This is a genomic window from Nocardia sp. NPDC005978, assembly GCF_040614455.1.
GTDB lineage: Bacteria > Actinomycetota > Actinomycetes > Mycobacteriales > Mycobacteriaceae > Nocardia.
This window is the reverse complement of sequence record NZ_JBEXUS010000005.1, coordinates 96,039-118,799: the sequence shown is the minus strand read 5'-3', so window position 1 is coordinate 118,799 and position 22,761 is coordinate 96,039. Positions and strand designations below refer to the sequence as shown.

Here is a 22,761-nt window from a genome sequence, read left to right as displayed (position 1 = left end):
AAGTGCTTTTTGCTGGGCAACTCGGTCTCCGTCGCGCTCCGGCAGCCCGCCCACCTGCGCGGATGTCAGCGGTGCGCGTCGTAGATCGCCTGCGCCAGTTCCGATTTGAGCGACTGGAATTCCGGCGTGGATGTCACGGCGAGCTCGCGCGGGTGGTCGGGTGAATCACCCGGGAGTTCGATGCGCCGGTCCACGATGACCCGCCCCGGCCGCGCGCTCATCACCAGCACCCGGGTGGACAGGAACACCGCCTCCTCCACCGAATGCGTTACGAAGACAATGGTTTTGCCCGCCTGCCGCCACAGCCGCAGCAGCTCGACCTGCAAGCGCTCCCGGGTCAACTGGTCCAGCGCGCCGAACGGCTCGTCCATGAGGATGATGCGCGGATCGTTGATCAGTACGCGGGCGATCTGCGCGCGCTGCTGCATACCGCCGGACAGCTGATAGGGCCGCTGTCCGCCGACCTCGGCCCCCAGGCCCACCAGCTCCAGCAGTCGCTCGGCTTCGGACCGGCGCGTCTTGCGATCCACGCCACGGCATTTGGGCCCGAACTCGATGTTGCCGCGCACCGAGAGCCAGGGGTAGAGGGTGGGGGACTGGAAGACCACCCCGCGCTCCGGGCTCGGCCCGGCGACGCGGTCCGGACCCACCAGCAGATCGCCGCTGGTCGGGGTCAGGAACCCGCCCAGCAACTGCAGCAGCGTGGTTTTCCCGCAGCCGGACGGCCCGACCACGCTCACGAATTCGCCGGGCTCGATGACCAGATCGGTGGGCGCGAGCGCGACCGTCGGCCCGTTCGCGCTCGCATAGGTCTTGGACACATCGGTCAGCACGACCCGATCGCGCAGATCGAGCGCCGAACTCACTTGGCGCTCACCCCGGCGGCCGCGTCGGCGTACACCGCGGCCGTGTATTTCTCCGGTGCGGCCAGGCCCTGAATCTCGCCCTGGCTCAACAGGAATTGGGCGGAACCTTGCAGGTCCGCACCCAGCTGCTTACCCAGGTAGGGCTGCCCGGCCTGCGCTGCGGCGTCGAGGAACACATAGCCGCCCAACTGCTTACGCACCTCGTCGACCGAAATCCCCAGCTGCGCCGCGATGTGGGTGGCCGCGCCCTGCGGATCCTTCGCGATCTGCTGCACGGCCCAGTTCTGCGCCGCGGTCCACACCGCCAGGAATTTCGGGTTGGCGCCGACGAATTCGCCGCGCGCCCCGGCCAGGTCGAAGGTCGGCTTCCCGGCCTTGGCGGTGTCCGCGGCCGTGGTCACGGTGTGCCCGTTCTCCAGCAGGCGGCTCAGCGTCGGATCCCAGACGAACGCCGCATCGATCCCGCCGCCCTGCCAGGCGCCCAGAATCGCGTCCGGAGCCAGATTCACCAGCGTGACGTCGCGTTCGATGCCCGCCGCGGTGAGCGCCGCCAGCAGACTGTAGTGCGAGGTGCTGGCGAACGGCACCGCGATCTTCTTCCCGCGCAGGCCCGCCACCGTGGTGATGGCCGGGTCCTTGACCGCGAGCGATTCCGCCGCGCCGATCACGTCGTGGATCCACACCGTCTTGACATCCAGGTTCAGCGGCGCCGAAACCGCCCGTGCCACAGCAGCACTGCCGAGCAGCGCCAGATCGATGGAGTTCGAGCCGAACGCCTGGATGACCGTGGCGCCCGAGGCGAACTTGGACCAGGTGATCGTGGCCTTGGGCAGGCAGGTCTGCAGCAGCCCGGTGTCCTTGACGATCAGATCACCGTTGGGGATGTCCTGGTAACCCAGTCGTACGGTCCCGGTGAAGCTTTCGTCGACCGCCACCGGGCAGGCCACCGTGTCCCCGGTACCGGCGGAGTCGGTTCGATTGGATTCCACGCATCCGGTCAGGGCCAGGGTGAGGGCGCCGGCCAGCGCCAGCGCGGCGTAAGTGCGTTTCATGCCAAACCTTTCCAGGGGACGGCCAGGACGCCGACCTGTTTGATTACCGCGTCCAGGGCCAGCGCGGTGAGTCCGATGACGATGATGCAGGCGACGGTCAGCGGCGTATTGAGCTGCTGCCCGGCCAGATACGCGAGTCCGCCGATACCGGGAATGCCGTTGTTGAGCTCGGCGGCGACGACCGTGGTCCAGGCGAACCCGACCGCAACGCGGATCCCGCCGATCACCTCGGGCAGGGTCGCGGGCAACAGCACCCGCGTGATCACCTGCCGCCGGTTCGCGCCCAGCGACCGGGCGGCGTTGATCCGATCGGCCGAAACACCCTGCACGCCGGACATGGTCGCGATGACGATGGGCGGGAACGCGGCCAGGAACAGCAGCCAGTTCTTGGACGTGTCGCCGATGCCGAACCAGACGATCAGCAGCCCGATGTAGCCGAGCGGGGGCAGCATGCGCAGGAAGTTCAGGTACGGCTCGACGATCGCGCTCACCAGCCGGGAGCTGCCGAGTACGAAGCCCACCGGCGGCCCGAGCAGCACGGCCGCTCCGGCCCCGATCCCGATGCGCTGCAGGCTCGCGACCAGGTGCTCCCACAGGAAGTAGTTCTGCTCGCCGCGCACCTCGCGGGGCACTCCCGGCGCGAGTTCGTGCCAGCTGTTGGCCCGCACGAACGCGTCCCACACCGCGTGCGGCCCCGGAAGGAATTGCGCGTCAACGAGTTCGGCGGCGGTGACCGCCCACCACAGCGCGACGAACACCCCGAGCGACAGCAGCCGCACCCCCAGCCCGCGCACCCGCGAGCCATCGGCTCCCCGGCCCACCCGCTTCTTGATCGACGAGGTCACGGCGCTGTCCGCGCTCGCGACCACGGTCGCCGCCTGCGTCACCCGATTGCCACCCTGCCCAAGTCCGGAACCTCGAGGCCCCGAGCCGGAACCTTCCGCCTGGATCCTGTCCGCCGCGCCCGCCCCCGGCCAGGTTCACGATCGCCGTGATTCGAACCGGCAGGCGCCGAAGTCGTCGTCAGAGTTGCAGCACCGCGCGGGTTCACCCGTGCCGGGTGAATCGCCAAGGGGACGCGGGGGCAAAACTGGCTTGTCGACCGGGGCGCTGTGCCGGCGCCGTCGAGCGAGTTCCCTCGTCGGGAGGCGGATGATGACTGATGTCGCAGAGCGGGATATCGCCGATCGCCTGGTGTACAGGCGGGCGGTGGAGGCGGCGATCTGGGGTATGGCCGCGGTGAATTTCGAGGTCATGCGGTCGGTGATGGCACCGGACCGCAAGATCGAGTTCTTGTATTGGTCGAAGTTGCTCGACTGGCGCAATCAGACTCTGACCCCGAACCCGGACCTGATCTACTACATGGCGTTCATGGACCCGGGCCGTGACGGCCCCATCGTCGTCGATATCCCACCGGCCACCGACGAGCACGTACTCAACGGCAGCCTCTGCAACATCTGGCAGGTGCCCCTGGAAGACGTCGGCAAGTTCGGGGCCGACGCAGGCAACGGTGCGCGCTACCTGATCCTGCCGCCCGGATTCGACGGTGCGGTGCCCGAGGGCTACCTCGTACTGCCATCGGACACCAACCAGACCTACGCCCTGCTGCGGTCGGTGCTACCCGAAGCCACCCAGCAGGCACTCGACTCCGGCTTGGAGTACTGCCGCGGCATCCGTATCTACCCTCTCGCCGCCGCGGACAATCCACCCGAAACGCCGCGGCGAGACCTGTTCGGCGAACTCGTCGACACCCGCATTCCCTACACTCTCGAGTTCTGGAAGGCCCTCGACCGGGTCGTCCAGGCCGAACCGTGGCTCCCGCGCGACCGCGCTTTCGCCGAGATGCTGGCCACGATCGGCATCGAACGCGGGACACCGTTCGAACCCGACCCCCGACGCGTGGAATTGCTGGAAGAAGCTGTGCGCGAAGCGCATGCCTCGATCCGGGAGATCTACCGCAACGACCCGCCGTTCTACGACGGCAGGCACTGGTTCTTCCCCGCAGGCCGGGACTTCACCGAGGGCCAGAGCCACAACTTCGCCGACGGCGAGGTCTATCCGTACACCGATCGCGCGGTCGTGTATCACATGGCCTTCATCGGCCTCAAACGTCTTGGCGTGGGCCAGTTCTACCTGGTCAACCTGCGAGATGCGCACGGTGAGATCCTGCGATCCGACCGTACCTACCGCCTGCGCGTGCCCGCCGGGGTCCCGGTGTCCCAGTACTGGTCCGTCACGATGTACGACGGTGAGGACCACACCCTCATTCGCGGCAACGCCACCTACTCGGTGTCCTCCCAGCAGCCCGGACTGCGGGTGAACGAGGACGGCTCCGTCGACGTCTACCTGGGCCCCACCGCGATACCGGGCATGGAAGCCAACTGTGTCGGCACCGGTGAGAGCGAGACCTTCGAGTTGATGTTCCGCTTCTACGGTGTCGGGCCGGGAGTCTTGAACAAACAGTGGCAACTCGACGATCCCGTGGTCGTCGACGCCGCCGGACACACCTTCACCCGGTGAGGTGCACGACCGGCCGCTCGGCGGAATCGTGGACTCGCCCCGCCCGGAATCCGCTCGCGGACTCCGGCACTCCGCTTCAGCCGCGTGCGTCCCGCCAGGCCGCTATCGCCCACCCGATCTCGGTGGTGGGCGGCTCGTCGTAGAGCCATTCGCGGGCGATGCGGTGCCAATTCGCGGTGGTGCGGAGCTGGCCGAGGGCGGCGAAGGTGAACAGGTCGGTGCGGCGGGAGAAGACGTGTTCGGGCGGGAGGAGTTGGCGGCGCATCCCGCGAAACTCGGCCGAGCGGGGATTGACGGCGAGGACAAGCGCGCCGGTGGCCAGTTCGGGGGTGATGGCGACCTGTTCGTCGAGCAGGTGCCAGCCCGCCGCCGCCCACACGTAGTCCAGGCATTCCTGCGGCGAGACCCCCGCGCCGGGATCGATGATGCCGCGATCCACCCATTGCCCGTACAGGTCCGCGGCCCGGTGTTCGCCGGCCGCGCACAGGGCGGTGCGTTCGAACTCCACGTGCACCGGATCCATGGTGCTGTAGAGGCCGAAGTCGACGAACCCGACCCGGCCGTCCGCGGCGAGCAGGATGTTGCCCGGGTGCGGATCGCCGCAGAACTCGTGGTCGGTGAACAGCGCGTTGATGTAGAAGCGGTAGATCAGCTCACCGATGCGGTCGCGCTCGTCATCGGGGAGGGTTCGCATGTGCTCGAACGAGGTGCCCTCGACGAACTCGGTGACGAGAACATGTGGGCCGCAATACTCTTCGATCGCGTCGGGCACGGTGATGAACGGATGCCCCCGGTAGCGCGCGGCCACCCGATGCTGGGTCAGCGCCTCGCGGGCGTAGTCGAGTTCGCCGCCGATATTGCGGGCGACCGCGTCCAGCACCCCGGCATCGGCCGCGCTCGGCAGCGCGGAACGCCACATCCTGCTGAAGAATTCGAGATTGCGCAGGTCCGCGTGTACGGCTTCGTCCACGCCCGGGTACTTCACCTTCACCGCGACCGTGCGACCGTCGCGCAGGGTGGCCCGGTACACCTGCCCGATCGAGGCGGCGGCGACCGGCGTCTCCTCGAAATCGGCGAAAGTTCTTGCGAGCGGGCCGAGATCGTCCTCTATCACCGCGCGCATGGCGGCGAAGGACACGACCGGCGCGCGCGAGCGCAGCTCGGCGAGCTTGTCCCGGAACAACTCTCGATGCTCCTCGGGCACGAGATCGACATCGAGCACCGACAGCATCTGGCCCAGCTTCATCGCCGCGCCCTTCATCCCGCCCAGGATGGTCACCAGTTGCTGCGCGGCCTGCATGGCGGACCGCTCGGCCAGCACCCGGCGCGCCTGTTCCGGCTGCCCGATCATCGCCAGCCGGGTGCCCACGCCGCGTGCGGCCTGCCCCGCCGCGAGCCGTCCCAATTGGCCGCCGCGCACGAGTCTGCCCTTGGGAACTCGACTCGCCATTCTTCGTACCTCCCTGCGGCCCGTGGCGAAAAACCTACATCACCGCGTGCGTGTCACCCTAAGATGAGCAAAGCTCATTCTTGACCGCACGGCAGGAGGATATATGCCGCCGAAAGCTCCACCGCGGCGTCGTACTCCGACCCAGCAGCGTTCGCGGGAAACCCGCGATCACATTCTCGACACCGCCGCCCGATTGTTCGGTGAACGCGGTATCGCCGACACCTCGACCAATCGCATCGCCGCCGAAGCCGAGGTCAGCATCGGCACGGTGTACCGCTATTTCGCCGATCGCAGCGTCATGGTGGAGGAACTGCTGCAGCGCCTGCTGGAGCAGCTCGAGCGGCGTTTCACCCAGTGGTTGTCCAGCGTTCGGCCGGAACCGAAAATGCCGTCGCTGCAATATCGGTCGCGGGTGATCACCGATATTCTCGAGGTGTTCGCCGAGGAGCTCGTGGAGAACGCGAAATTGGTGCGGGCGCTGGTGGCCGGCGTGCAGTTCTACAGCAGCGGCCTGCCCGAATTGGAGCCGCGCTTCCGATTGCTGGTCAAGGTGCTGCTGATCCAGATCATGGGCCCGGGAAACGACCACAAATACGATGTGATGTCGTTCGTGTTCGTCAATACCGGCTTCGCCGCCGTGGTCCGCGCGTCGGCGGTGGAGATCGGGAGCGACGAGCGTCAGGAGGTCATCGCCACGACGGCCCGCATGATGGCCGCGTGGATCGAATCGGAGTTGTCCGAGAGTGTGCCGGCGGGCGGCTGATGAGCAGCGCCGCCGCACCGGCACGTCCGGTCAGAGCCCGCCGCCACCGCCGATCACCCACGGATTGAAGGTGCACTGCAGGGTGGGGAACTTCACCGGATCCAGCGCCCGCAGCGCGATGGACAGCGCACGCGGTGAGTACATCATCGTCAGATGATCGGAGACGTCCTGTTCACAGCCGTCCTGTAGGACGATGTTCTGCACCCGCGCACCGGGCCCTGCCTTCAGGAAGGTCAGCTCGTACGGGTTGGTGATCTCGTCGTACCGGCTGCCGACGATCGTGTAGTCGATGCCCGGCACGGTGTCCCCGTTTGCGTTGAGCTTGTTCACGAAGTCCGAGCCGACGGTCTGCTGGATGCCCGCGTGGCCCACGAAGATCTCGACCAGGCCCAGCACGTCGATGCCGAAGTTGTTGACGGCCCGGCCCAGCGCCCCGATCCCGACGAGGGAGGTCCCGTGGTGGGTCGCCCCGTAGGTGATCAGATTCTGCGTCTTGGCCGCACCGCCCTCGAACTTGGTGTACCAGTTGGCCATCGAGCCGCCCTGCGAGTGCGCCACGATGTCGGCCTTGCCCGCACCGGTCGCGGCCAGCACCCGATCCACGAACACGGCCAGCTGTTTGGCCGAATCCTGGATGTAGCCGGTGCCCATCACACCGGGTAGCAGCGACCCGAGACCGCCGCCCTGTACCAGGTCGGATCGGCCGTAGTTGAAGGTGAAGGTGCAGAATCCGGCGTCGGTGATGGGCTTGCTCATGTACGCGAAGCCGTTGTAGGCGTTCATCCAGGTGCCGTGCACCAGCACGACCGGACGCGGATGCTCCGCGGTGGGTTTGCAGTTCCAGTCGTTGGTGCCCGGTGGCGCGGCATCGGGATTGAGCAGCCCGTATCCGAAGGCCGCCGTCCACGAGGTCATCTCCGGGCCGTACTGCTGGGTGTCGGACGAGCGCCCGCCCGAGGAGCCCGAGCTGGACCCGGATCCGCCCAGGCAGTCCCCGGACCCGTTGCCCGAGCCCGCCCCGCTGCCGGAGGTGCAGGCGGATCCGGTCCCCGCGATCGGTCCCCCCTTGACCCCCGCCGCGATGTAATCGGCCAGTTGCTGTTCGGTGGCCGGTGCTTCGGGTTCGGCCCGGGTCGTCGATCCGGTGAATCCCAGGGCCAGCATCGCCACCCCGGTCAGCACCGCCACCCGTATCGCCCCGGGGCGTTTGCTTCGTGTCATTCCTTGCCTTTCTCCAGCGCATTTCTCGGTGCGAGTCGTATTGCCACGGAGGTGGTTTCGGATCTCGCGACCACGGCAACGCTAGGACCGGCGCACCGGCGTCCGGACCCGCTGAAACCCGGTTCTGGATAGGTCACCAATTCGGTGGGTGCAAACCATGAGGCTCGACAAGATATGCGCGTCGCGCGGGCATTCGCGCCGAAACCGCGAGGTTGCGCCGGGCCCTGCCCGCTCGTTCGGCGGATGCTGCACCGTCACAAGTCGAAGCGGCGGCCGGTGGTGAATTCACCCAGACATCGAAATCGATTCCACACTCGAGTTTCCGGAAGGCGAATCATGGTCCGAACCGGCGTGCCGATTCCGGACGCGGGAACCGCCGCACGGCGGCGTCTCACCCGAAAGGAACCGATGATGAGTGGTCCCCAGCGAGTAGCGCCGGCCCGGTCCCGGGAATTGGTCGGCAAGCGGTTCCGGTGTGCGAGCCCGTTTCCGGTGGAACGCGGCCGAATTCGGGAATTCGCTCGCGCCGTGCAGGCTTATCATCCCGCGCACTGGCACGAATCCGCGGCTCGCCAGCTGGGATTCGACGCGGTGGTCGCACCGCCCACCTTCGCCACGCTGGTCTGGCAGCGCGCGCGATCGGAGATCCTCGCGCGGTTGCTGTCGGGCCACCGGATCGATCGGGTGGTCCACGTGGATCAGACCCTCGAGATCGACCGCCCGCTCCTGGCCGGTGACGTGCTCGAGTGCGAGATCACCTTCGAATCGGTCAGGCACCTGCGCTCGTTCGACGTCGTCACGGTCACCGGGGTGCTCACCGACCAGCTCGGCGCGGTGGTGCAGCGCGGATCGGCGGCGCTGCTCACCAGCACCCTGTCCGCCGGTGACGGCGCGATCCGCACCGCGCGCCCGGCCCCGGTCACGGCGACGCCGGGCCGGCGGGTGATCCGCAACAGCCGCACGGCGTGGACAGGCATCGACTTCGACGCCCTGGTGGTCGGCACCGAACTGCCCACCGCGGACTTCACCCTCGCGGCCGGCGATATCGTGAATTACGGCCTCGCCGTGGGCGATCCGGAACCCGGGACGGTGTCGGACCGCTTCCTGTCCCGCGACCGGCCCGCGCTGGTGGTGCCGAGCATGCTGGTGTCGGCGCTGGCCACCGGCTACGTCAGCGATTGGACGCGAGATCCGGCCGCGGTCACCAAATACTGGGTCGAGTACTCCGACCGCATGCACCACCTGGCGGTGCCCGACATCGGCGGCGCGGGACTGGAATTCAATGGCCGGGTCGTGGCCTGCGATCGCCGCCGCCGGGTAGCCACCATCGCCATCGACGCGAAGTCGCAGGGCGCCAAGCTGTTCGGCTACGCGACCGCCGAGGTGAACTTCACCCCGGATCGGCGGCGTTGAACGAGCGCGCGATCAGCGCCGCGCGCAGCTGCCACAGTCCCGAGGCCGCCGCGGGGTCGAATCCGGTGAGCTGGCAGATCCGTTTGATCCGGTAGTCCACGGTGTTGGTGTGCACGTGCAGCAGGCGCGCGGTGCGCTGGCGATTGAGATTGGTGCTGATGTGGCAGCGCAGGGTCTGGAGCAGTTCCGGGTGGTTGTCCAGCGGATCCAGCAGCGCGCCGAGCATCTCCCGGCCCAATCCCGGCCGGGTCAGCTGATATTCCAGGGCCATGTCCGCGAAGCGGAACAGCCCGGCCTCGCAGTTCAGGCGCTGCACCATGTCCAGCAGCTCGTGCGCGCGATCGGCCGCGGACGGCACATCGCCGGGTGTCGTGACGACCACGGTCGCGGTGACCGGGACCCGGGCCGCCGCCGAGAGCCGGGCGAGCAGTTCGTCCAGCCCGGCGGGGTCGGTCGCCACGGTGGGCACGAGCAGGGTGCCGCCGTCCACGCTCAGCAGCGCCAGCGCGGTGTCACCGCAGCGGGTGGCGAGTTCGGCCTGCAGGCGGCGCAGTTTGCGGCGGGCGACCACCCGGCCGTCGAGCATGGGATGGCGTTCGTCCGGGTGCTCCGGAATCGACAGCGCCAGCACCGAATACTCGGGCGCGATGTCGATGCCGCATTCGCGGGCCATGGTCGAGGTGGCGTGCCCGCTCAGCAGCGCCGAGGTCAGCGTGTGCACCGAGGTGTGGTGCTCGCTCACGACCGCACGGTGCTCGCGCACGTACGCGGCGACCACCGGCACCGAGATGGTGTCCAGCATCTCCACCACGAGCTTCGCCCCGGTCACGAGACTGCGGTAGTCCTCGTGGGCCGCGGCGTCGGACAGGATCAGATCCATCCCGAGTTTGAAGCCCTCGTGAATCGAGTGCAGGACGGTGTCGATCGGCACGCCTTCGCGGGCCCAGCCGGCCGCCGCCTCGCTCAGCCGCCCGGTCTTGGCGGGGATGTCCTGGCCGTCCAGCATGCTCACCGCCAGCTCGAGGCAGACGCGGGTGATGGCGGTGACCTCCCCGGAGATGACGTCGCCGGGCAGCGTGCCGCACGGGATCACGTTGTCTATGAAGTGCCCCACCAGTTTTCGAGATACCTTGCCCACATCCCGCAGTGGGCCGGACATCGGCTCGCCCGAGACCATCAGTCCCGTTCCGTGTGCTCTGTCGGATGTCATCGTCGACTCCCTTCGAGATGGATACCGCACGTCAACGGCGCCAACCGAACTCTAAGGTGATCTTCGGCTCACCTTCTACTCCCTTCCGCCTCCGGTTTCCGTGCTCGGTGAAATCGGCTTCCACCTGCTGTTATCGCCGTGCGTTCGGCGTGCGGGGACCCAATCCGGGCGATAGATGTGCGCGGTCGCTCATCTTTTCGGCGCGATCGTGGTTGTGGTCGATACCAGCCCGGGCGCGGTCCGACTGGAGTGTTCTCCAGGATTCGGGTGACCTGCGATTTCCGTGGCCGCGCGGGCCTACTTTCGTCCGCATGATGCGCGTGGCCCTGCTGTTCGTCACCCTGCTGTTCCTGGCCTCGCTCGGCACGGTCCGCGCCGAGCCGGTCGTGGAGATCCAGGCCCCGCTGCCCGAGCGGGCGATGGTCGCCGCCCGGCCGGGAGCCGATGGCGCGCATCTGATCTCGGCCGGACAGGGGCCCGGGCGCATCGTGAACCTCAGCGTGTACTCGACGGCCATGGGCCGCCCGATTCCGGTGGAAATACTGCCGGCGCAAGATGATTCACGATCGGCCCCGGTGCTGTATCTGCTCAACGGTGTCGACGGCGGCTCGGACACCGGGCTGTGGAGCGACGGCGCGAACTGGCTCACCAGAACCGACGCCGAACGCTTCTTCGCGGACAAACAGGTGACCGTGGTGATGCCGGTCGGCGGCGGGGGCAGCTTCTTCGCGGACTGGCGGACCGACGACCCGGTCCTGGGCCGCCAGCGCTGGATCACCTTCCTGACCGCGGAACTGCCCCCGGTCATCGATTCGGCCTTCCACGGCACCGGGGCCAATGCCGTCGCGGGCCTGTCGATGGCGAGCTCGTCGGTGTTCCGCCTGGCCCTGGCCGCCCCCGGCAGGTACCGCGCGATCGGTTCCTACAGCGGCTGCGTGCGCACCAGCGATCCGTCGGGGCAGTTGATGGTCAATGCCATCGTGGCCTCGCGGCGCGGCAATCCGCTCAATATGTGGGGGCCGCCGGGGGATCCGGCCTGGGCGGTCAACGATCCGTACCTGCACGCGGACGGCCTGCGCGGGCTGGCGATCTACGTCGCCACCGGAACGGGCATCCCGGGTCCCTACGACACCCTCGGCGGGCCGGGGGTGAACGGGAATCCGGTCAAGCTGGTCGACCAACTGGTGATCGGCGGCATCCTGGACGCGGTGACGGCTCGATGCACCGGTCAGCTACGGGATCGACTGCGCGAGTTGGATATTCCGGCGACCTTCGACATGCGCCCGAGCGGCACCCACTCCTGGCCGTACTGGCAGCAGGATCTGCACAACTCCTGGCCGCTGTTCGAAGCGGCCCTGGCTCGGTGACCGCTCGGCTCAGCCATCCACGCCCGCGGCGCGCAGGAAGCCCGCCCGCATGACGGTGAGATAGCGATCCACCGATTCGTGCGCGACCGGGGTGTCGGGATAGATGACGCTCAGCGACGTGCCCGCGGGCAGCCGGTTGATCCACATCAGAACCTGTTCGCTCGCAGCGCGATTGGCGTACACCCCGCCGTTGGCCACGTCGAACAGTTCGTTGCCCACGAAGTCCCGGGCATCGACGTAGGAGATCATCGGGGTCACCCAGCCGGCGGGCACCGCGACGGTGGCGTCGTCGGCGGCCAGTTCCAGCACGCGATGGAACGAGACCCCCGTCAGGCGCACCCCGTTCTCGTACGCGCGCTGGGCGCGAGTCACGGTGCGGTCGAAGTCCGCGGTGGCGCTCACCGGGAACGCCACCGGGACGAGGGTGACGAACCAGCCCACGGTGGCGATCTCGGCGAAGGTCGCGCGGGTGCTGATGGGGGTCATGCCGAAGTAGTAGTCACCGCCGGTGAGTTCGCGCTGGGTCAGCGCTGCGATCGCGAAGATGCCACCGGTGAACTCCGCGCCGTTCGCCTCGCAGGCGCTCTCGAAGCGGCGGGCCTGGGCTTCGTCGAACAGCGGCAGCGTGCGATGGGCGCTGCGGCTGTAACCGTCCAGCCGGGTGCCCAGATCCAAAGGGAAAGAAGGTAATTCACCGTCGTTGCCGCGCACCAGCTCCAGCCATCTGCGCACCCCGGGGGACGCCGCGGTGAGCTGGGCCGAGCGTTCGCGTTCGCGCGCGCAGTAATCCACGAAGCTGGCCGGTTCCATGAGCGGCTCGGTGAGCTCGCCAATCTCGCGGGCGTACAACTGGGCCAGGTCGAAGCACGAGATGTACTGTGCGACACCGTCGGTGTGCAGATGATCGACCGCCAGGTACAGGGTGGTGGCGTCCCCGTGCTCGATGGCCCCGAAGGTGAAGCAGTCCCACTGGAACGGACCCGGTGTGGTCTTGTGCACGTGCTGGCGAATGGCTTCGGAGTTGTCTATCTCGCCGTGGTCGGTGGGTTCGAAGGCGACCGCCTCGGGCGGCAGCAGATGCCGCAGCAGTTCGCCGCCCTCGGCGCGCTCGAACCAGGTGCGGAAGGTGTCGTGCCGCAGCAGGAACGCGTTGATCGCCCGCGTCATGGCGTCGCGGTCCAGCAGTCCGGGCACCTCGGCGGTGACCAGGCACAGTCCGGAGAAGCGGAAGTCCGTGCCGGAGTTGCGGTCCGCGGCGCGCAGGTACTCCTCCTGCTGATGGGACGGCGGTGCGGGATGGACCGGTGCGATCGCCGCGGCGGCCAGTGCCGCGGGCGTGGCCGCCCAGGTCAGTACCCGGCCCGAGGCGGGCTCCCACTCGTCGATCAATCCGAAACTCACCATGGTTCATCCCTGTTCGTTGCTGCCGGAGTCCGGCACTGTCACTTGCTCGTGCCGTCGACCATGCGCAGGGTGCGCAGGCTCGGCCAGTCGGTGGACCAGTGCACCCGAGGTTCGCGGCACAACCACACCGTCACATCGCGATTCACGCTCGGGAAGCCGAGCGGCCGGTCGATACGGGTCAGAGCGATCACTTCGGCGCACTCGACGCCGAGCCCCGTGTCGGGGGCGTCGACGCCCACGTACAGCACGGTGGTCGCGGTGTCGGGCGGCGGCGGGAAGTACCCGTAGCCGCGATTGAGGCTGTAGATCGGCGGCAGGCGCACGGTGCGGCCGAAGTGTTCGAGTCCGGCGGCCTGCCAATAGTTCTGGGTGATGATGATCAGCCCGGGGCGTTCGGCGGCGGGCACCCGGCCGTGCGCGTCCTCCACGCCCGCGAGCAGGTCGTTCCAACCGGAGGGGCCGAAGAGTCGTGCGCGCCAGTCGATCTGGGCGTAGGTGTCGGTGGGCCGCAGGTGGGTCTCGGAGATCGGCAGGGCCAGCACGGCCACCACACTGATCGCCACACCCAGCGCCACCAGCGCGAGACCGCAGGCGCGCAGCCGGGATCCGACGCCGCGCCAGGCCAGATATGCCGCGCCGGCCGCGAACAATCCGGGGAACGCGCCCACCACGTAGTAGGTGCGCAGGCCACCGAGCAGCACGGCCAGCAGCCAGGCACACACGATGGGAATCAGGAATCGATAGGGGCGCAGCGCCTCCCAGCGTGCCCCGGCCCACATGCCGATCAGCAGCAGTGCTCCCATCGGCCCGGTCACCATGATGATCTGCCACGGCATGGCCCAGGTTCCACCGCTGGTGGCCAGCTGCTCACCGCGAATCACCGCGCCCATCCCCAACTGCGGCCAGCCGTTGACCTGCTGCCACCACAGCGTGGGCAGCGCGGCCGCGGTGAACAGCGCGGCCCCGAGCCAGAAAGCTCCGCGGCGCAGCATCTCCCGCGGACCGAACAGCAGCACGCCCGCGATCAGCCCCGCCCATACCAGGGGGACCAGCCATTTCACCTGTAGATCCAGGGCGGCCACCAGCCACGCCGCCACCAGCAGCGGGTCCCGCCGGGTGCGCACCCAGCGGATCAGCAGCCAGCTGATCGCGGCGGTGAACGTGGCGTCCAGGGCGAACGTGGTCAGGATCGCCGACTGCATGACCGCGGCGGGCGTGGCCGCGTAGGCCAGCGCCGCCAGGGTCTGCGCGGCGCGGCCGCCGCCGAATTCGCGGGTGATCGCGGCGCAGAGCACGATCGCGACCAGGGTCGCGACCAGCGCCGGCAGCCGCAGCGCCACGGTGGAACCGGGGTCGAGGGCGTCCGCGGCGGCGGCGAGCAGCGGTATCAGCGGGCCCTGATCGGCGTAGCCGAAGGCGGGATGCTTTCCGGCCGCGATGAAATACAGTTCGTCCCCGCCGAATTCGTACCGGCCGAGGCCGGCCGCGAACAACACGCCCGCGGCCGCGGTGACGATGGCGACCGCGCGCCGGGCGAACGGGGGCGGTTCGTCCGGCGCATGCCGCGCCGGCCGTGCCGTGTGCCCGGGATCGACTGCACGCGGGAACGTCATTGCCGCGCCGCCGGTTCGGGCAATGCCAGGGTCGCGATCGCCAGCAGCGCCGCCACCACCGCGATGGCCGCGAACATGGTGATGCTGCCCGTCATGCTGTGCGAACGGAAGAACACCGCGCTCAACAGGGCCAGCCCCAGCCCGTTGCCGATCTGCTCGACGGTCGGCAGCAGACCCGAGGCCGCGTCCATGCGTGCCTGGTCCAGGGCGGACAACATGATGGGCTGCAATTGCACGCCGAAGAGCCCGACGCCCAAGCCGGACAGGAAGATCGGCCCGGCGGCCAGCGGCAGCGCGGGCACGCTCTCCATTACGTACAGGTACGTGGTGCCGAACGCGATGCAGCCGGCGTACAGCGCCATACCCGCCGCCAGGGTACGAACGCCCCACCGTCCCACCACGATCGGCGACACCACCGCGCCCGCTCCCGCCCCGAGTGCGAACGGGGTCATGAGCAGGCCGGTATGCCAGGGCGAGAGGCCCATCTCGTCCTGCAGGGTGACCGACACGGTGAAGACGAACGCGGTGAACAGCCCGAAGAACACCGCGACCAGGCCCGCGCCGATCGCGAAACCGCGGTCGGCGAACAGGTCGAAGCGCAGCAGCGGGTCGGCGCCGTGCCGGGTGGCGCGGCGCTGCTGGGCGATGAACACCGCGCCCCAGAGCAGCGCGACGCCCAGTTGAACCGCGGTGACCGCGCGCCAGCCGTGCTGTTGCAGATCGGTCAGCGCGTACAGCAGGGCGAACAGGCTCACGGTGGACAGGACCGCACCGCCCGGATCGAAGCGGACCCGTTCGCGTGGCCTGCCCAGTTTCAGGTATCGCGCGCCCAGCGCGAACGCGAGCACGCCGAGCGGCAGGTTGATCATGAACACCGAATGCCAGCCCAGATCCCAGGGATTCGCGGTCACCAGCGCCCCGCCCAGGATCGGTCCGAGCATGCCCGCGAAGCCCGCGACGCCGCCGTAGAGGGCGAAGACCTGCCCGTGCAGGCGACGCGGGAAGGTGGCGGTCAGGATGGCGATGGTCTGCGCGCCCATGCCCGCGCCCGCCGCGCCCTGCACGGTGCGCGCGGCCACCAGTTCCACGGCGCTGTCCGCCATTCCACACCACACCGAGGCCGCGGTGAACGCCACCACCGCACCCAAGAACATGGCCCGCCGCCCCAGCAGCTGACCCAGGCGCGCCGCGGTGAGCAGCGTGCAGGCGAAGGCCAGCGAATACGCGGTGACGAACAGCAATTGCTGCTGCCGAGTCGCGGACAGGTCCGCGGTCATGGCCGGGAGCGCGGTGTTCACGATGGTCACATCGATCATCTGCATGAACACCGCGATCAGGCAGCCGGCGAAGCCGAGCCAGGCGGTCGCGCCGCCGGGCTCGGCGCGCTGATCGGCGGCGATCTCGGTCACGGATGGGCTCCGACGGGCTCACCGGTGGCCAGGATTAGTTCGGCCACCTTGGGCCCGGCCTGCAGCAGACTGAACGTGCGGCCCATCTGCAGCGACATGAGTTCGATCCCGAGCTGTTTGGCCACGCGCGCACCGAATTCGACGGCCATGAGCGAATCCAGGCCCAGTTCGGGGACCGGCACCGTGAGGTCGATCGATTCTGGGGCCACGCCCATGACGACCGCCAGCTGATCGGCCAGCATCCGGGCCACGGCCTGCCCGCGCTTGCTCTCCTCGAGGGCGCCCAACTCGGTCTTCAATTGCGCCAGTGCGGAATTGTCCCGGACCGAGGTCGCCACCAGGGTCGCGACCCGGCCGATCCGGGCCATCTGCGGGAAGGCGGCGGTGAGCTTGCCCCAGTCGGTGGGGATGATCGCGGCCCGGGTCACGCCCAGGCGCAGCGACTGCTCCAGATACGACGTGCCGTCCGACATGTCGATGGGCGCGAACCCGACCAGGTCGAGGTACTTGGAGACCTTCTCCTCCGCCGCCATGCCGCCGGTCGCGCCGGACATGTGGCCCCAGCCGATGCACAGCGCGGGCACACCCGTGCGCGCCCACTGCTCGGCCAGCGCCTCCACCGCGACATTCGCGGCGGTGTAGTTGTACTGGCCGAAGATGCCGAACATGGAGCCGCCCGAGGAATACAGCACGAAGGCGTCCAGATCGATGCCCGCGGAGATCACCGCGCGGTGCAGGGCGCGCGCACCGTGCACCTTCGGGCGGTACACCCGCGCGAGCTGATCCAGATCCATGGCCGCCACGCGATTGTCGGACACCGCGCCCGCGGCGTGGAAGATGCCGCGCAGCGGATGGGCGGCGCTGTGCGCCCGGGCGACGAAACCGGCCACCGCCGCGAAATCGGTGACGTCGGCGGCCTCCTCGACGACCTCGACTCCCAGCGCGCGCCAGGCCGCGATCTGCTGGCGGGCGGCGGCCGTGGCCGCCCCGCTGCGACCGACGAGCACCAGTCGGCGCGCGCCCTTGCTCACCAGCCAGCGACCGGTGGTCAGGCCGAAGCCGCCGAAGCCGCCGGTCACCAGATAGGTTGCCGCGCCGTCGATTCGGACCTCGGGCAGGTTCGGCCGCACCGGCGGGGCTTCCGCGTCGATGCGCAGGGCGACCCGCGAGGTTCGCGTGGAGCGGATGACCTCGTCGAAAGCCTGTGCCACCTCGTGGGTTTCGAAGCTCTCGTAGGGCAGTGCGCGATAGAACCCGGCCTCGATCTTGCTGTAGACCCGGCGCAGCAGCTCGGCCAACTGCCGCGGCCGCACCGCGCACATGCGGTCCAGATCGATGGAGAAATAGGTGAGGTTCTTGTCGAAGTTGGCGAGTTCGAGCAGGCCGCCGGTGTAGACGTCGGCTTTGCCGACCTCCACGATCCGGCCGAATTCGGCCACGGCCTTGAAGTTCTGGCGCAGGATCTCGCCCGGCGCGGTGGACAGCACCACGTCCGCGCCCTGCCCGTCGGTCAGGGCCAGCACGTCGTCGGCGAAATTGAGCGACCGCGAATTCAGCGCGTGATCGGCCCCCAGCTCCAGGATGTGTGCGCGGCGCTCATCGGTGCCCGCGGTGCCGATGACCCGCGCGCCCAGCGCCTTCGCGACCTGGATGGCCGCCGAGCCGACGCCGCCTGCCGCGCCGTGGATCAGCACCGTCTCGCCGTTCAACAGCCGGGCCAGATCGAGCAGCGCGTACTCGGCGGTTCCGAAAGCGGTGGTGCTGGTGCACAATTCTGGCTCGGCCCCGGCGGGCAGGCGGATCACCAGGTGCTCGTTCACGATGCGGAAGCGCCGCATCATGTCCTTGGCGGCCACGGCCACCACATCGCCGATCGCGACCCCGGCCACCCCGGGACCGACGCGTTCCACCGTGCCGACGCCCTCCATACCGGGCGCGGTGCCGAAGAAGGTGGCGGCGAGTTCGCGTTCCCCGAGGATGCCCATGACCTTGAGCGGGTCCTTGTAGTTGAGCCCGACCACCCGCATGCGCACTTCGACCTCGCCCGGACCGGGATCAGGCCGTGCACAGGCCCGCCATGTCAGTGCCGAGAGCAGTCGCGAACGCGGTTGTTCCAGTGCGAAATTGGCGTCCGGATCGGCCAGCGGGGTCGCGGTGTCCAGGACGTCGACCCGGTCCTGCAGCGCGCGCTGGATCACCGGCGCCCAGCGTTTGCCGCCGCGCAACAGGATCTCGTCGGAGTTGTCGAGGGTGAACGCCCCCGGCACCGCGAGTTCGGTGATCAGATCGATCAGGGCGATGCCCGGCTCGATGTCCACCAGCCGCCAGCGCAGGCGCAATTGCTCGTTGAGCAGCACGCGCCGGGCTCCGGCCAGGGCCGCCTGCGCCGAGTTCGGCAGCACCGTGCTGCCGGGCAGGGTGAAGGCGCGCTCGGTGATCAGGGTGGCGCGGTAGCGGCCTGCCTCGGTGGACATCGCGTCCGCGTCCTCGGTGGCGGCGGCGTACTCGTCCACGGCGACGGCGATGCGCTTGAACGCCCACAGCGCGGCCAGGTCGTCCTCGATCGCGCCCGCGACCACACAGACGTGCACCTGGCGCACACCGGGTTCGGCCGCGGCCGCCGCCAGGTGGGCGGTCAGCTCGGCTTCCAGTTCGGCGTCGGCGGCATCGGCGTGCAGGTACCGGGACGGCTGCAGGACGGTGGCGAGCCGATCGGCGCGGCCGCCGGGGCCCAGCGCGACCACCACGCTGGCGGTGCCGTTGGTCGGGGGCAGTGCGCTGGGATCGAGCGGGTCGCGCTGCTCCATGGTGTCGGTGTAGAAGAAGTCGACCATGCGGCGCAGCGGGTCCGCACCCGGATTGAGCGCCCCGACCCGCACGCCGATCAGGCGCAGGCACAGGTTGCGATCCTGGTCGAGCAGGTCCACGTCCGCGCACAGCGACGTCGACCGATCGCGGCGGGCCACCACGGTGATGTGTTCGGGCAGTGGACCGTACAGGCGCACGTCCTCGACGCCGACCGGCACCATCGCGCCCTCGCCCATGCTCGCGTCCGCGAACAGCAGCGCGACCGTCTGCATGGCGGCGTCGACCACGGCGGGATGTGCGAGATGCCCGGAATCGACGCCGATGGCGGCGTCCACCGCGGCGACCACCGTGTCGACCGTGGCGCGCACCGAGGTCACCCGCCGGAACGCGGGGCCGTACTGGAGCCCGCGCGCGGCCAGGGCGGCGTAGAACAGTTCCGGGTCGAACTCGGTGGCCGAATCATCCTCGGGAACCGTGACTTTCGAGGGCTCGTAGCCGTCGGTCAGCAGGCGGCCGGTGGCGTTCACCGTCCATACCGAGCCGGTCGCGGCGCGCGAGCGGATGAGGAAGCGCCCGCTGGAATCCTCGACGCTGGTTTCCAGCAGCGGAATATCGGAGGGCGCCATGATGAGCGGCGCGACGAATCGCACGCCCTCGAGCGCCACCCGCCCGTGCCGGGAGCGGCCCGCCGCGGCGCTGAGCGCGGCGTCCAGATACGCCGCGCCGGGCAGGATTCGCGAGCCCGCGACCACGTGATCGGCGATCCACGGCAGGGTCTGCGCCCCGACCTGCAACTGCCAGCCGGAGCGGCCCTCCAGATCGGGATCGCCGAGCATGGCGTAGCCGCCCGGGGTGCCCAGGCGCAGCTGCTCGAACAGCGGGTGCGGGGCGTGCAGGCGGACGTGCTGCCAGGGGTAGCGGGGGAGCGGCAGATGCGCGGTCACCGGATGATCGGCGGGGAACAGCGTGTCGGCGTTCAGGACGCCCGCGGCGTACAGGCCGATGAGTGTGCGGCGCAGGCTCACCGAATCCGGCTGCTTGCGATCGAGGGTCGCGACCGTGACGCCGGTGTCGTCGACCCCGAGCAGCACCTCGCGAATGTTGCCCGACAGCACCGGATGCGGGCCGACCTCGAGGAAGACCCGGTGTTCGGCGCTTGCCAGGGCCGCGATGGCGGCCGCGAAACGCACGGGCTGCCGCACGTTCGCGCACCAGTAGTCACCGTCCCAGTTCCCCTCGGTGACAACCGCTCCGGTCACCGTGGAATACAGCGGCAGCCGGGGCGCGCGCGGGGTGATGTTGGCCAGCGCGGTGCGCAGCTCGTCCAGGATCGGATCCATCAGCCGACTGTGGTACGGCACCTCCACATGCAGTCGGCGCGCGAATACGCCTTCATCGGTGAGGGTTTCGGCGATCTCGTCCAGTCGGTCGACATCGCCGGACAGCGTCAGCGAGCCCGAGCTGTTGATGGCGGCGATGTCCACCCGCTCATCGCCCTCGACCAGGGCCGCGGCCCGGTCGGCGGGCAGACCGACCGCGAGCATCCCGCCGGACCCGGCCGTGGTGGCCTGCAGGCGAGCGCGCTGATACGCGACGGTCACCGCGTCCTCGAGCGACAGCACGCCCGCGACGTAGGCGGCCGCCACCTCACCGACGCTGTGGCCCACGATGGCGGCCGGGACGACGCCGAACTCGGCCAGCGCGTCCACCAGCGCGACCTGCACCAGAAAGTTGGCGGGCTGGGCCACTTCGGTGGCGGTCACCCGGGATTGTTCCTCGGGCCGCAGCAGCTCCTCGACGATCGACCAGCCGGCCACCGCCGCGAACGCCTCGTCCACGCGGCGCGCGGTGCGCGCGAAAACGCCATCCGCGCCGAGCAATTCACGCGCCATACCCCACCACTGCGGGCCCATGCCCGAGAAGACGAAGACCGGCTCGGGAACGCGGTGCGCGAGGGTGCGCACCGCGTCCCTGCCGTCGCCCGCGCAATAGCGACGTAATTCCCGCCCGAGGTCGTCCCCGACGGGGACCCCGGTGCGGTACGGATGATGGGCCATGCGGGTCCACGCCGCCTCGGCCAGGTGATCCCGGTCCGCGCCTGCGGCGAGCAGATCGGCGAATCGCCCGGCCAGCTCGCGCACCGCCGCCGGACTGCGCCCCGACACCGGCAGCACCCCGAAATGCTTGGAGGCGTGCGGTTCCGGACCCGCCGCCGCGGCATGCTCGGTCAGGATGACGTGCGCGTTGGTGCCGCCGTAACCGAACCCGTTGACCGCGATCGTCATGCGCTCGACCGCGGGGTCCACGGGTTCGGGCTCGAGCTGGACGTGCAGGTTCAGCTCGGCGAAGGGAATGTCCGGGTGGGCGGTGTCGAACCAGCCCTGCGGCGGAATGGTGCGGTGTGAGATGGCGAGTGCGGACTTGATCACGCTCGCCACGCCGGACGCGGCCTCGGTGTGGCCGAGCGTGGCCTTGAGCGAGCCCACGCCCAGGGTGCCCGCGCGCCCGCCCGCAGCGCCGTAGACCCGGCCCAGGGCGCGCAGTTCGATCGGGTCGCCGACCGGGGTGCCGGTGCCGTGCGCCTCCACGTAGGTGATGTCCTCGGGATCCAATCCCGCACGGGCGCAGACCGTTCGAGCCAGCGACTCCTGCGCGGTGGCGTTGGGCACGGTGATGGCCGTGGTGCGCCCGTCCTGATTGGTCCCGCTGGCCTTGATCACCGCGTAGATCCGGTCGCGGTCGCGTACCGCGTCGTCGAGCCGCTTGAGCACGATCATGCCGCCGCCCTCGCCGCGGCCGTAGCCGTCACCCGCGGCGTCGAAGGATTTGCACCGGCCGTCGGCGGCCAGGAACCCGCCCTTGCACATCATGACGAACGTCTCGGGCTGGAGCATGATGTTCACCCCGCCCGCCAGCGCCACCGCGCAGTCGCCGCGATCGAGCGCCTGGCAGGCCAGATCCACCGCGACGAGCGAGGACGAGCAGGCGGTGTCGACGGTGAGCGCGGGGCCGGTCAGGTTGAGCGCGTACGCGATTCGATTGGAGAGCATGGTGTAGGAGGCGCTGGCGGCGGTGTGCATGTCCACCTGCGGCAGCGCCGGGCCCACGACCCCGACCACCGACTGGTCCACCACGAATCCGCCCACGTACACCCCGACGGGAGCACCGGCCGCGCGGGCCGCCACACCCGCGTCATCGAGTGCCTCCCAGGTGATTTCGAGCAGGAGCCGCTGCTGCGGATCGAGACCGGTGGCCTCCCGGCGGGAGATGCCGAAGAAGTCGGGGTCGAACTCCCACGGATCGGTGGTCAGGAACGCGCCGTGCTTGGTGTAGCTGCGGGCCGGAGCCCGCCGGTCCTCGTCGTACCAGCGCCGGTAATCCCAGCGGCCGGCCGGTATCTCCACGACCCCGTCCCGCTTCTCGACCACGAAATCCCAGAAACTCTGCGGTGAATCGATTCCGCCGGCATAACGGCACCCGATACCGACGACAGCGATATCCGACATAGGTTTCCTTTCGAAGGGGGCGCGCAAATACGGCGGTCTCTCGAAGGGGAACGACGCCGGATCATCCGGAGGTGCGGCACGACCGGATCTCGCGGCCGGGGAGATCGGCCGCCCACCGCGCTGTGGTGCGGCCGATATTAACGCTGCCACAAGGGGTTT

At 69.3% G+C, this 22,761-nt stretch carries 14 protein-coding genes; 4 read left to right on the top strand and 10 right to left on the bottom strand.

Features of this window, described 5'->3' with window-relative positions:
• Positions 1 to 65: 65 nt before the first annotated feature.
• Genes ABZ319_RS03855 through ABZ319_RS03845 form a run of 3 tightly spaced genes read right to left on the bottom strand, consistent with a single transcriptional unit; the run spans position 66 to position 2,751 of the window.
• Positions 66 to 866 (bottom strand): ABC transporter ATP-binding protein, encoded by an 801-nt coding sequence (locus ABZ319_RS03855; protein WP_354984780.1) that lies wholly within the window; start codon positions 864 to 866, stop codon positions 66 to 68.
• The gene (locus tag ABZ319_RS03850) at positions 863 to 1,918 is read right to left on the bottom strand and encodes an ABC transporter substrate-binding protein (protein WP_354984779.1); all 1,056 of its coding nucleotides are present in this window, start codon (positions 1,916 to 1,918) and stop codon (positions 863 to 865) included. The genes ABZ319_RS03855 and ABZ319_RS03850 overlap by 4 nt, the downstream gene beginning before the upstream one ends.
• A complete protein-coding gene (locus ABZ319_RS03845) occupies positions 1,915 to 2,751 on the bottom strand; it encodes an ABC transporter permease (RefSeq protein ID WP_354984810.1) in 837 nt (278 codons plus the stop codon). The genes ABZ319_RS03850 and ABZ319_RS03845 overlap by 4 nt, the downstream gene beginning before the upstream one ends.
• 322 nt (positions 2,752 to 3,073) lie before the next feature.
• On the opposite strand from ABZ319_RS03845, the gene ABZ319_RS03840 reads away from it, so the two are divergent.
• A complete protein-coding gene (locus ABZ319_RS03840; protein ID WP_354984778.1) occupies positions 3,074 to 4,438 on the top strand; it encodes a DUF1254 domain-containing protein in 1,365 nt (454 codons plus the stop codon).
• Between the two features lie 76 nt (positions 4,439 to 4,514).
• Here the strand turns inward: ABZ319_RS03840 and ABZ319_RS03835 are convergent, their stop codons facing one another.
• Positions 4,515 to 5,888: an AarF/ABC1/UbiB kinase family protein gene (locus ABZ319_RS03835; protein ID WP_354984777.1), complete on the bottom strand. Its 1,374-nt coding sequence runs from the start codon at positions 5,886 to 5,888 to the stop codon at positions 4,515 to 4,517.
• 103 nt (positions 5,889 to 5,991) lie between these two features.
• On the opposite strand from ABZ319_RS03835, the gene ABZ319_RS03830 reads away from it, so the two are divergent.
• Positions 5,992 to 6,651 carry a helix-turn-helix domain-containing protein gene (locus ABZ319_RS03830; protein ID WP_354984776.1) on the top strand — a complete coding sequence of 220 codons (660 nt, stop codon included), beginning with the start codon at positions 5,992 to 5,994 and terminating at the stop codon, positions 6,649 to 6,651.
• Positions 6,652 to 6,681: 30 nt separating this feature from the next.
• Here ABZ319_RS03830 and ABZ319_RS03825 read toward each other — a convergent pair whose 3' ends face one another.
• Entirely contained in the window at positions 6,682 to 7,872 is a 1,191-nt protein-coding gene (locus ABZ319_RS03825; RefSeq protein WP_354984775.1) for a lipase, read from the bottom strand.
• Between the two features lie 174 nt (positions 7,873 to 8,046).
• Here ABZ319_RS03825 and ABZ319_RS03820 point away from each other — a divergent pair, with 174 nt between their 5' ends.
• Positions 8,047 to 9,285: a MaoC family dehydratase N-terminal domain-containing protein gene (locus tag ABZ319_RS03820; protein ID WP_354984774.1), complete on the top strand. Its 1,239-nt coding sequence runs from the start codon at positions 8,047 to 8,049 to the stop codon at positions 9,283 to 9,285.
• On the opposite strand, the gene ABZ319_RS03815 is transcribed toward ABZ319_RS03820, so the two are convergent.
• Positions 9,263 to 10,495 (bottom strand): helix-turn-helix domain-containing protein, encoded by a 1,233-nt coding sequence (locus ABZ319_RS03815; RefSeq protein WP_354984773.1) that lies wholly within the window; start codon positions 10,493 to 10,495, stop codon positions 9,263 to 9,265. The two genes, ABZ319_RS03820 and ABZ319_RS03815, sit on opposite strands and share 23 nt — an antisense overlap.
• 311 nt (positions 10,496 to 10,806) lie before the next feature.
• On the opposite strand from ABZ319_RS03815, the gene ABZ319_RS03810 reads away from it, so the two are divergent.
• Complete coding sequence (locus ABZ319_RS03810; RefSeq protein WP_354984772.1) at positions 10,807 to 11,862, top strand: alpha/beta hydrolase family protein; 1,056 nt, start codon at positions 10,807 to 10,809, stop codon at positions 11,860 to 11,862.
• A gap of 9 nt (positions 11,863 to 11,871) precedes the next feature.
• Here the strand turns inward: ABZ319_RS03810 and ABZ319_RS03805 are convergent, their stop codons facing one another.
• From ABZ319_RS03805 to ABZ319_RS03790, 4 genes are read right to left on the bottom strand one after another with little or no spacing between them, the layout of a single operon-like run.
• Positions 11,872 to 13,266, bottom strand: a complete 1,395-nt coding sequence (locus ABZ319_RS03805; protein WP_354984771.1) for a condensation domain-containing protein — start codon at positions 13,264 to 13,266, stop codon at positions 11,872 to 11,874.
• Positions 13,267 to 13,304: 38 nt separating this feature from the next.
• A complete protein-coding gene (locus tag ABZ319_RS03800) occupies positions 13,305 to 14,879 on the bottom strand; it encodes a glycosyltransferase family 39 protein (RefSeq protein ID WP_354984770.1) in 1,575 nt (524 codons plus the stop codon).
• On the bottom strand, positions 14,876 to 16,288 hold the full coding sequence (locus ABZ319_RS03795) for an MFS transporter (RefSeq protein WP_354984769.1): 1,413 nt from the start codon (positions 16,286 to 16,288) through the stop codon (positions 14,876 to 14,878). Before ABZ319_RS03795 ends, ABZ319_RS03800 begins: the two co-directional genes overlap by 4 nt.
• Positions 16,285 to 22,602, bottom strand: coding sequence for a type I polyketide synthase (locus tag ABZ319_RS03790; protein WP_354984768.1), 6,318 nt, complete (start codon positions 22,600 to 22,602; stop codon positions 16,285 to 16,287). Before ABZ319_RS03790 ends, ABZ319_RS03795 begins: the two co-directional genes overlap by 4 nt.
• Positions 22,603 to 22,761: the final 159 nt, after the last annotated feature.

Excerpts from the sequence above, each read along its gene's own strand:
- ABZ319_RS03835 (WP_354984777.1), bottom strand. The coding sequence starts at position 5,888 with ATGGCGAGTCGAGTTCCCAAGGGCAGACTCGTGCGCGGCGGCCAATTG.
- ABZ319_RS03850 (WP_354984779.1), bottom strand. The coding sequence starts at position 1,918 with ATGAAACGCACTTACGCCGCGCTGGCGCTGGCCGGCGCCCTCACCCTG.
- ABZ319_RS03810 (WP_354984772.1), top strand. The coding sequence starts at position 10,807 with ATGATGCGCGTGGCCCTGCTGTTCGTCACCCTGCTGTTCCTGGCCTCG.
- ABZ319_RS03840 (WP_354984778.1), top strand. The coding sequence starts at position 3,074 with ATGACTGATGTCGCAGAGCGGGATATCGCCGATCGCCTGGTGTACAGG.
- ABZ319_RS03790 (WP_354984768.1), bottom strand. The coding sequence starts at position 22,602 with ATGTCGGATATCGCTGTCGTCGGTATCGGGTGCCGTTATGCCGGCGGA.
- ABZ319_RS03820 (WP_354984774.1), top strand. The coding sequence starts at position 8,047 with ATGCGCGTCGCGCGGGCATTCGCGCCGAAACCGCGAGGTTGCGCCGGG.
- ABZ319_RS03805 (WP_354984771.1), bottom strand. The coding sequence starts at position 13,266 with ATGGTGAGTTTCGGATTGATCGACGAGTGGGAGCCCGCCTCGGGCCGG.
- ABZ319_RS03815 (WP_354984773.1), bottom strand. The coding sequence starts at position 10,495 with ATGACATCCGACAGAGCACACGGAACGGGACTGATGGTCTCGGGCGAG.
- ABZ319_RS03800 (WP_354984770.1), bottom strand. The coding sequence starts at position 14,879 with ATGACGTTCCCGCGTGCAGTCGATCCCGGGCACACGGCACGGCCGGCG.
- ABZ319_RS03830 (WP_354984776.1), top strand. The coding sequence starts at position 5,992 with ATGCCGCCGAAAGCTCCACCGCGGCGTCGTACTCCGACCCAGCAGCGT.
- ABZ319_RS03825 (WP_354984775.1), bottom strand. The coding sequence starts at position 7,872 with ATGACACGAAGCAAACGCCCCGGGGCGATACGGGTGGCGGTGCTGACC.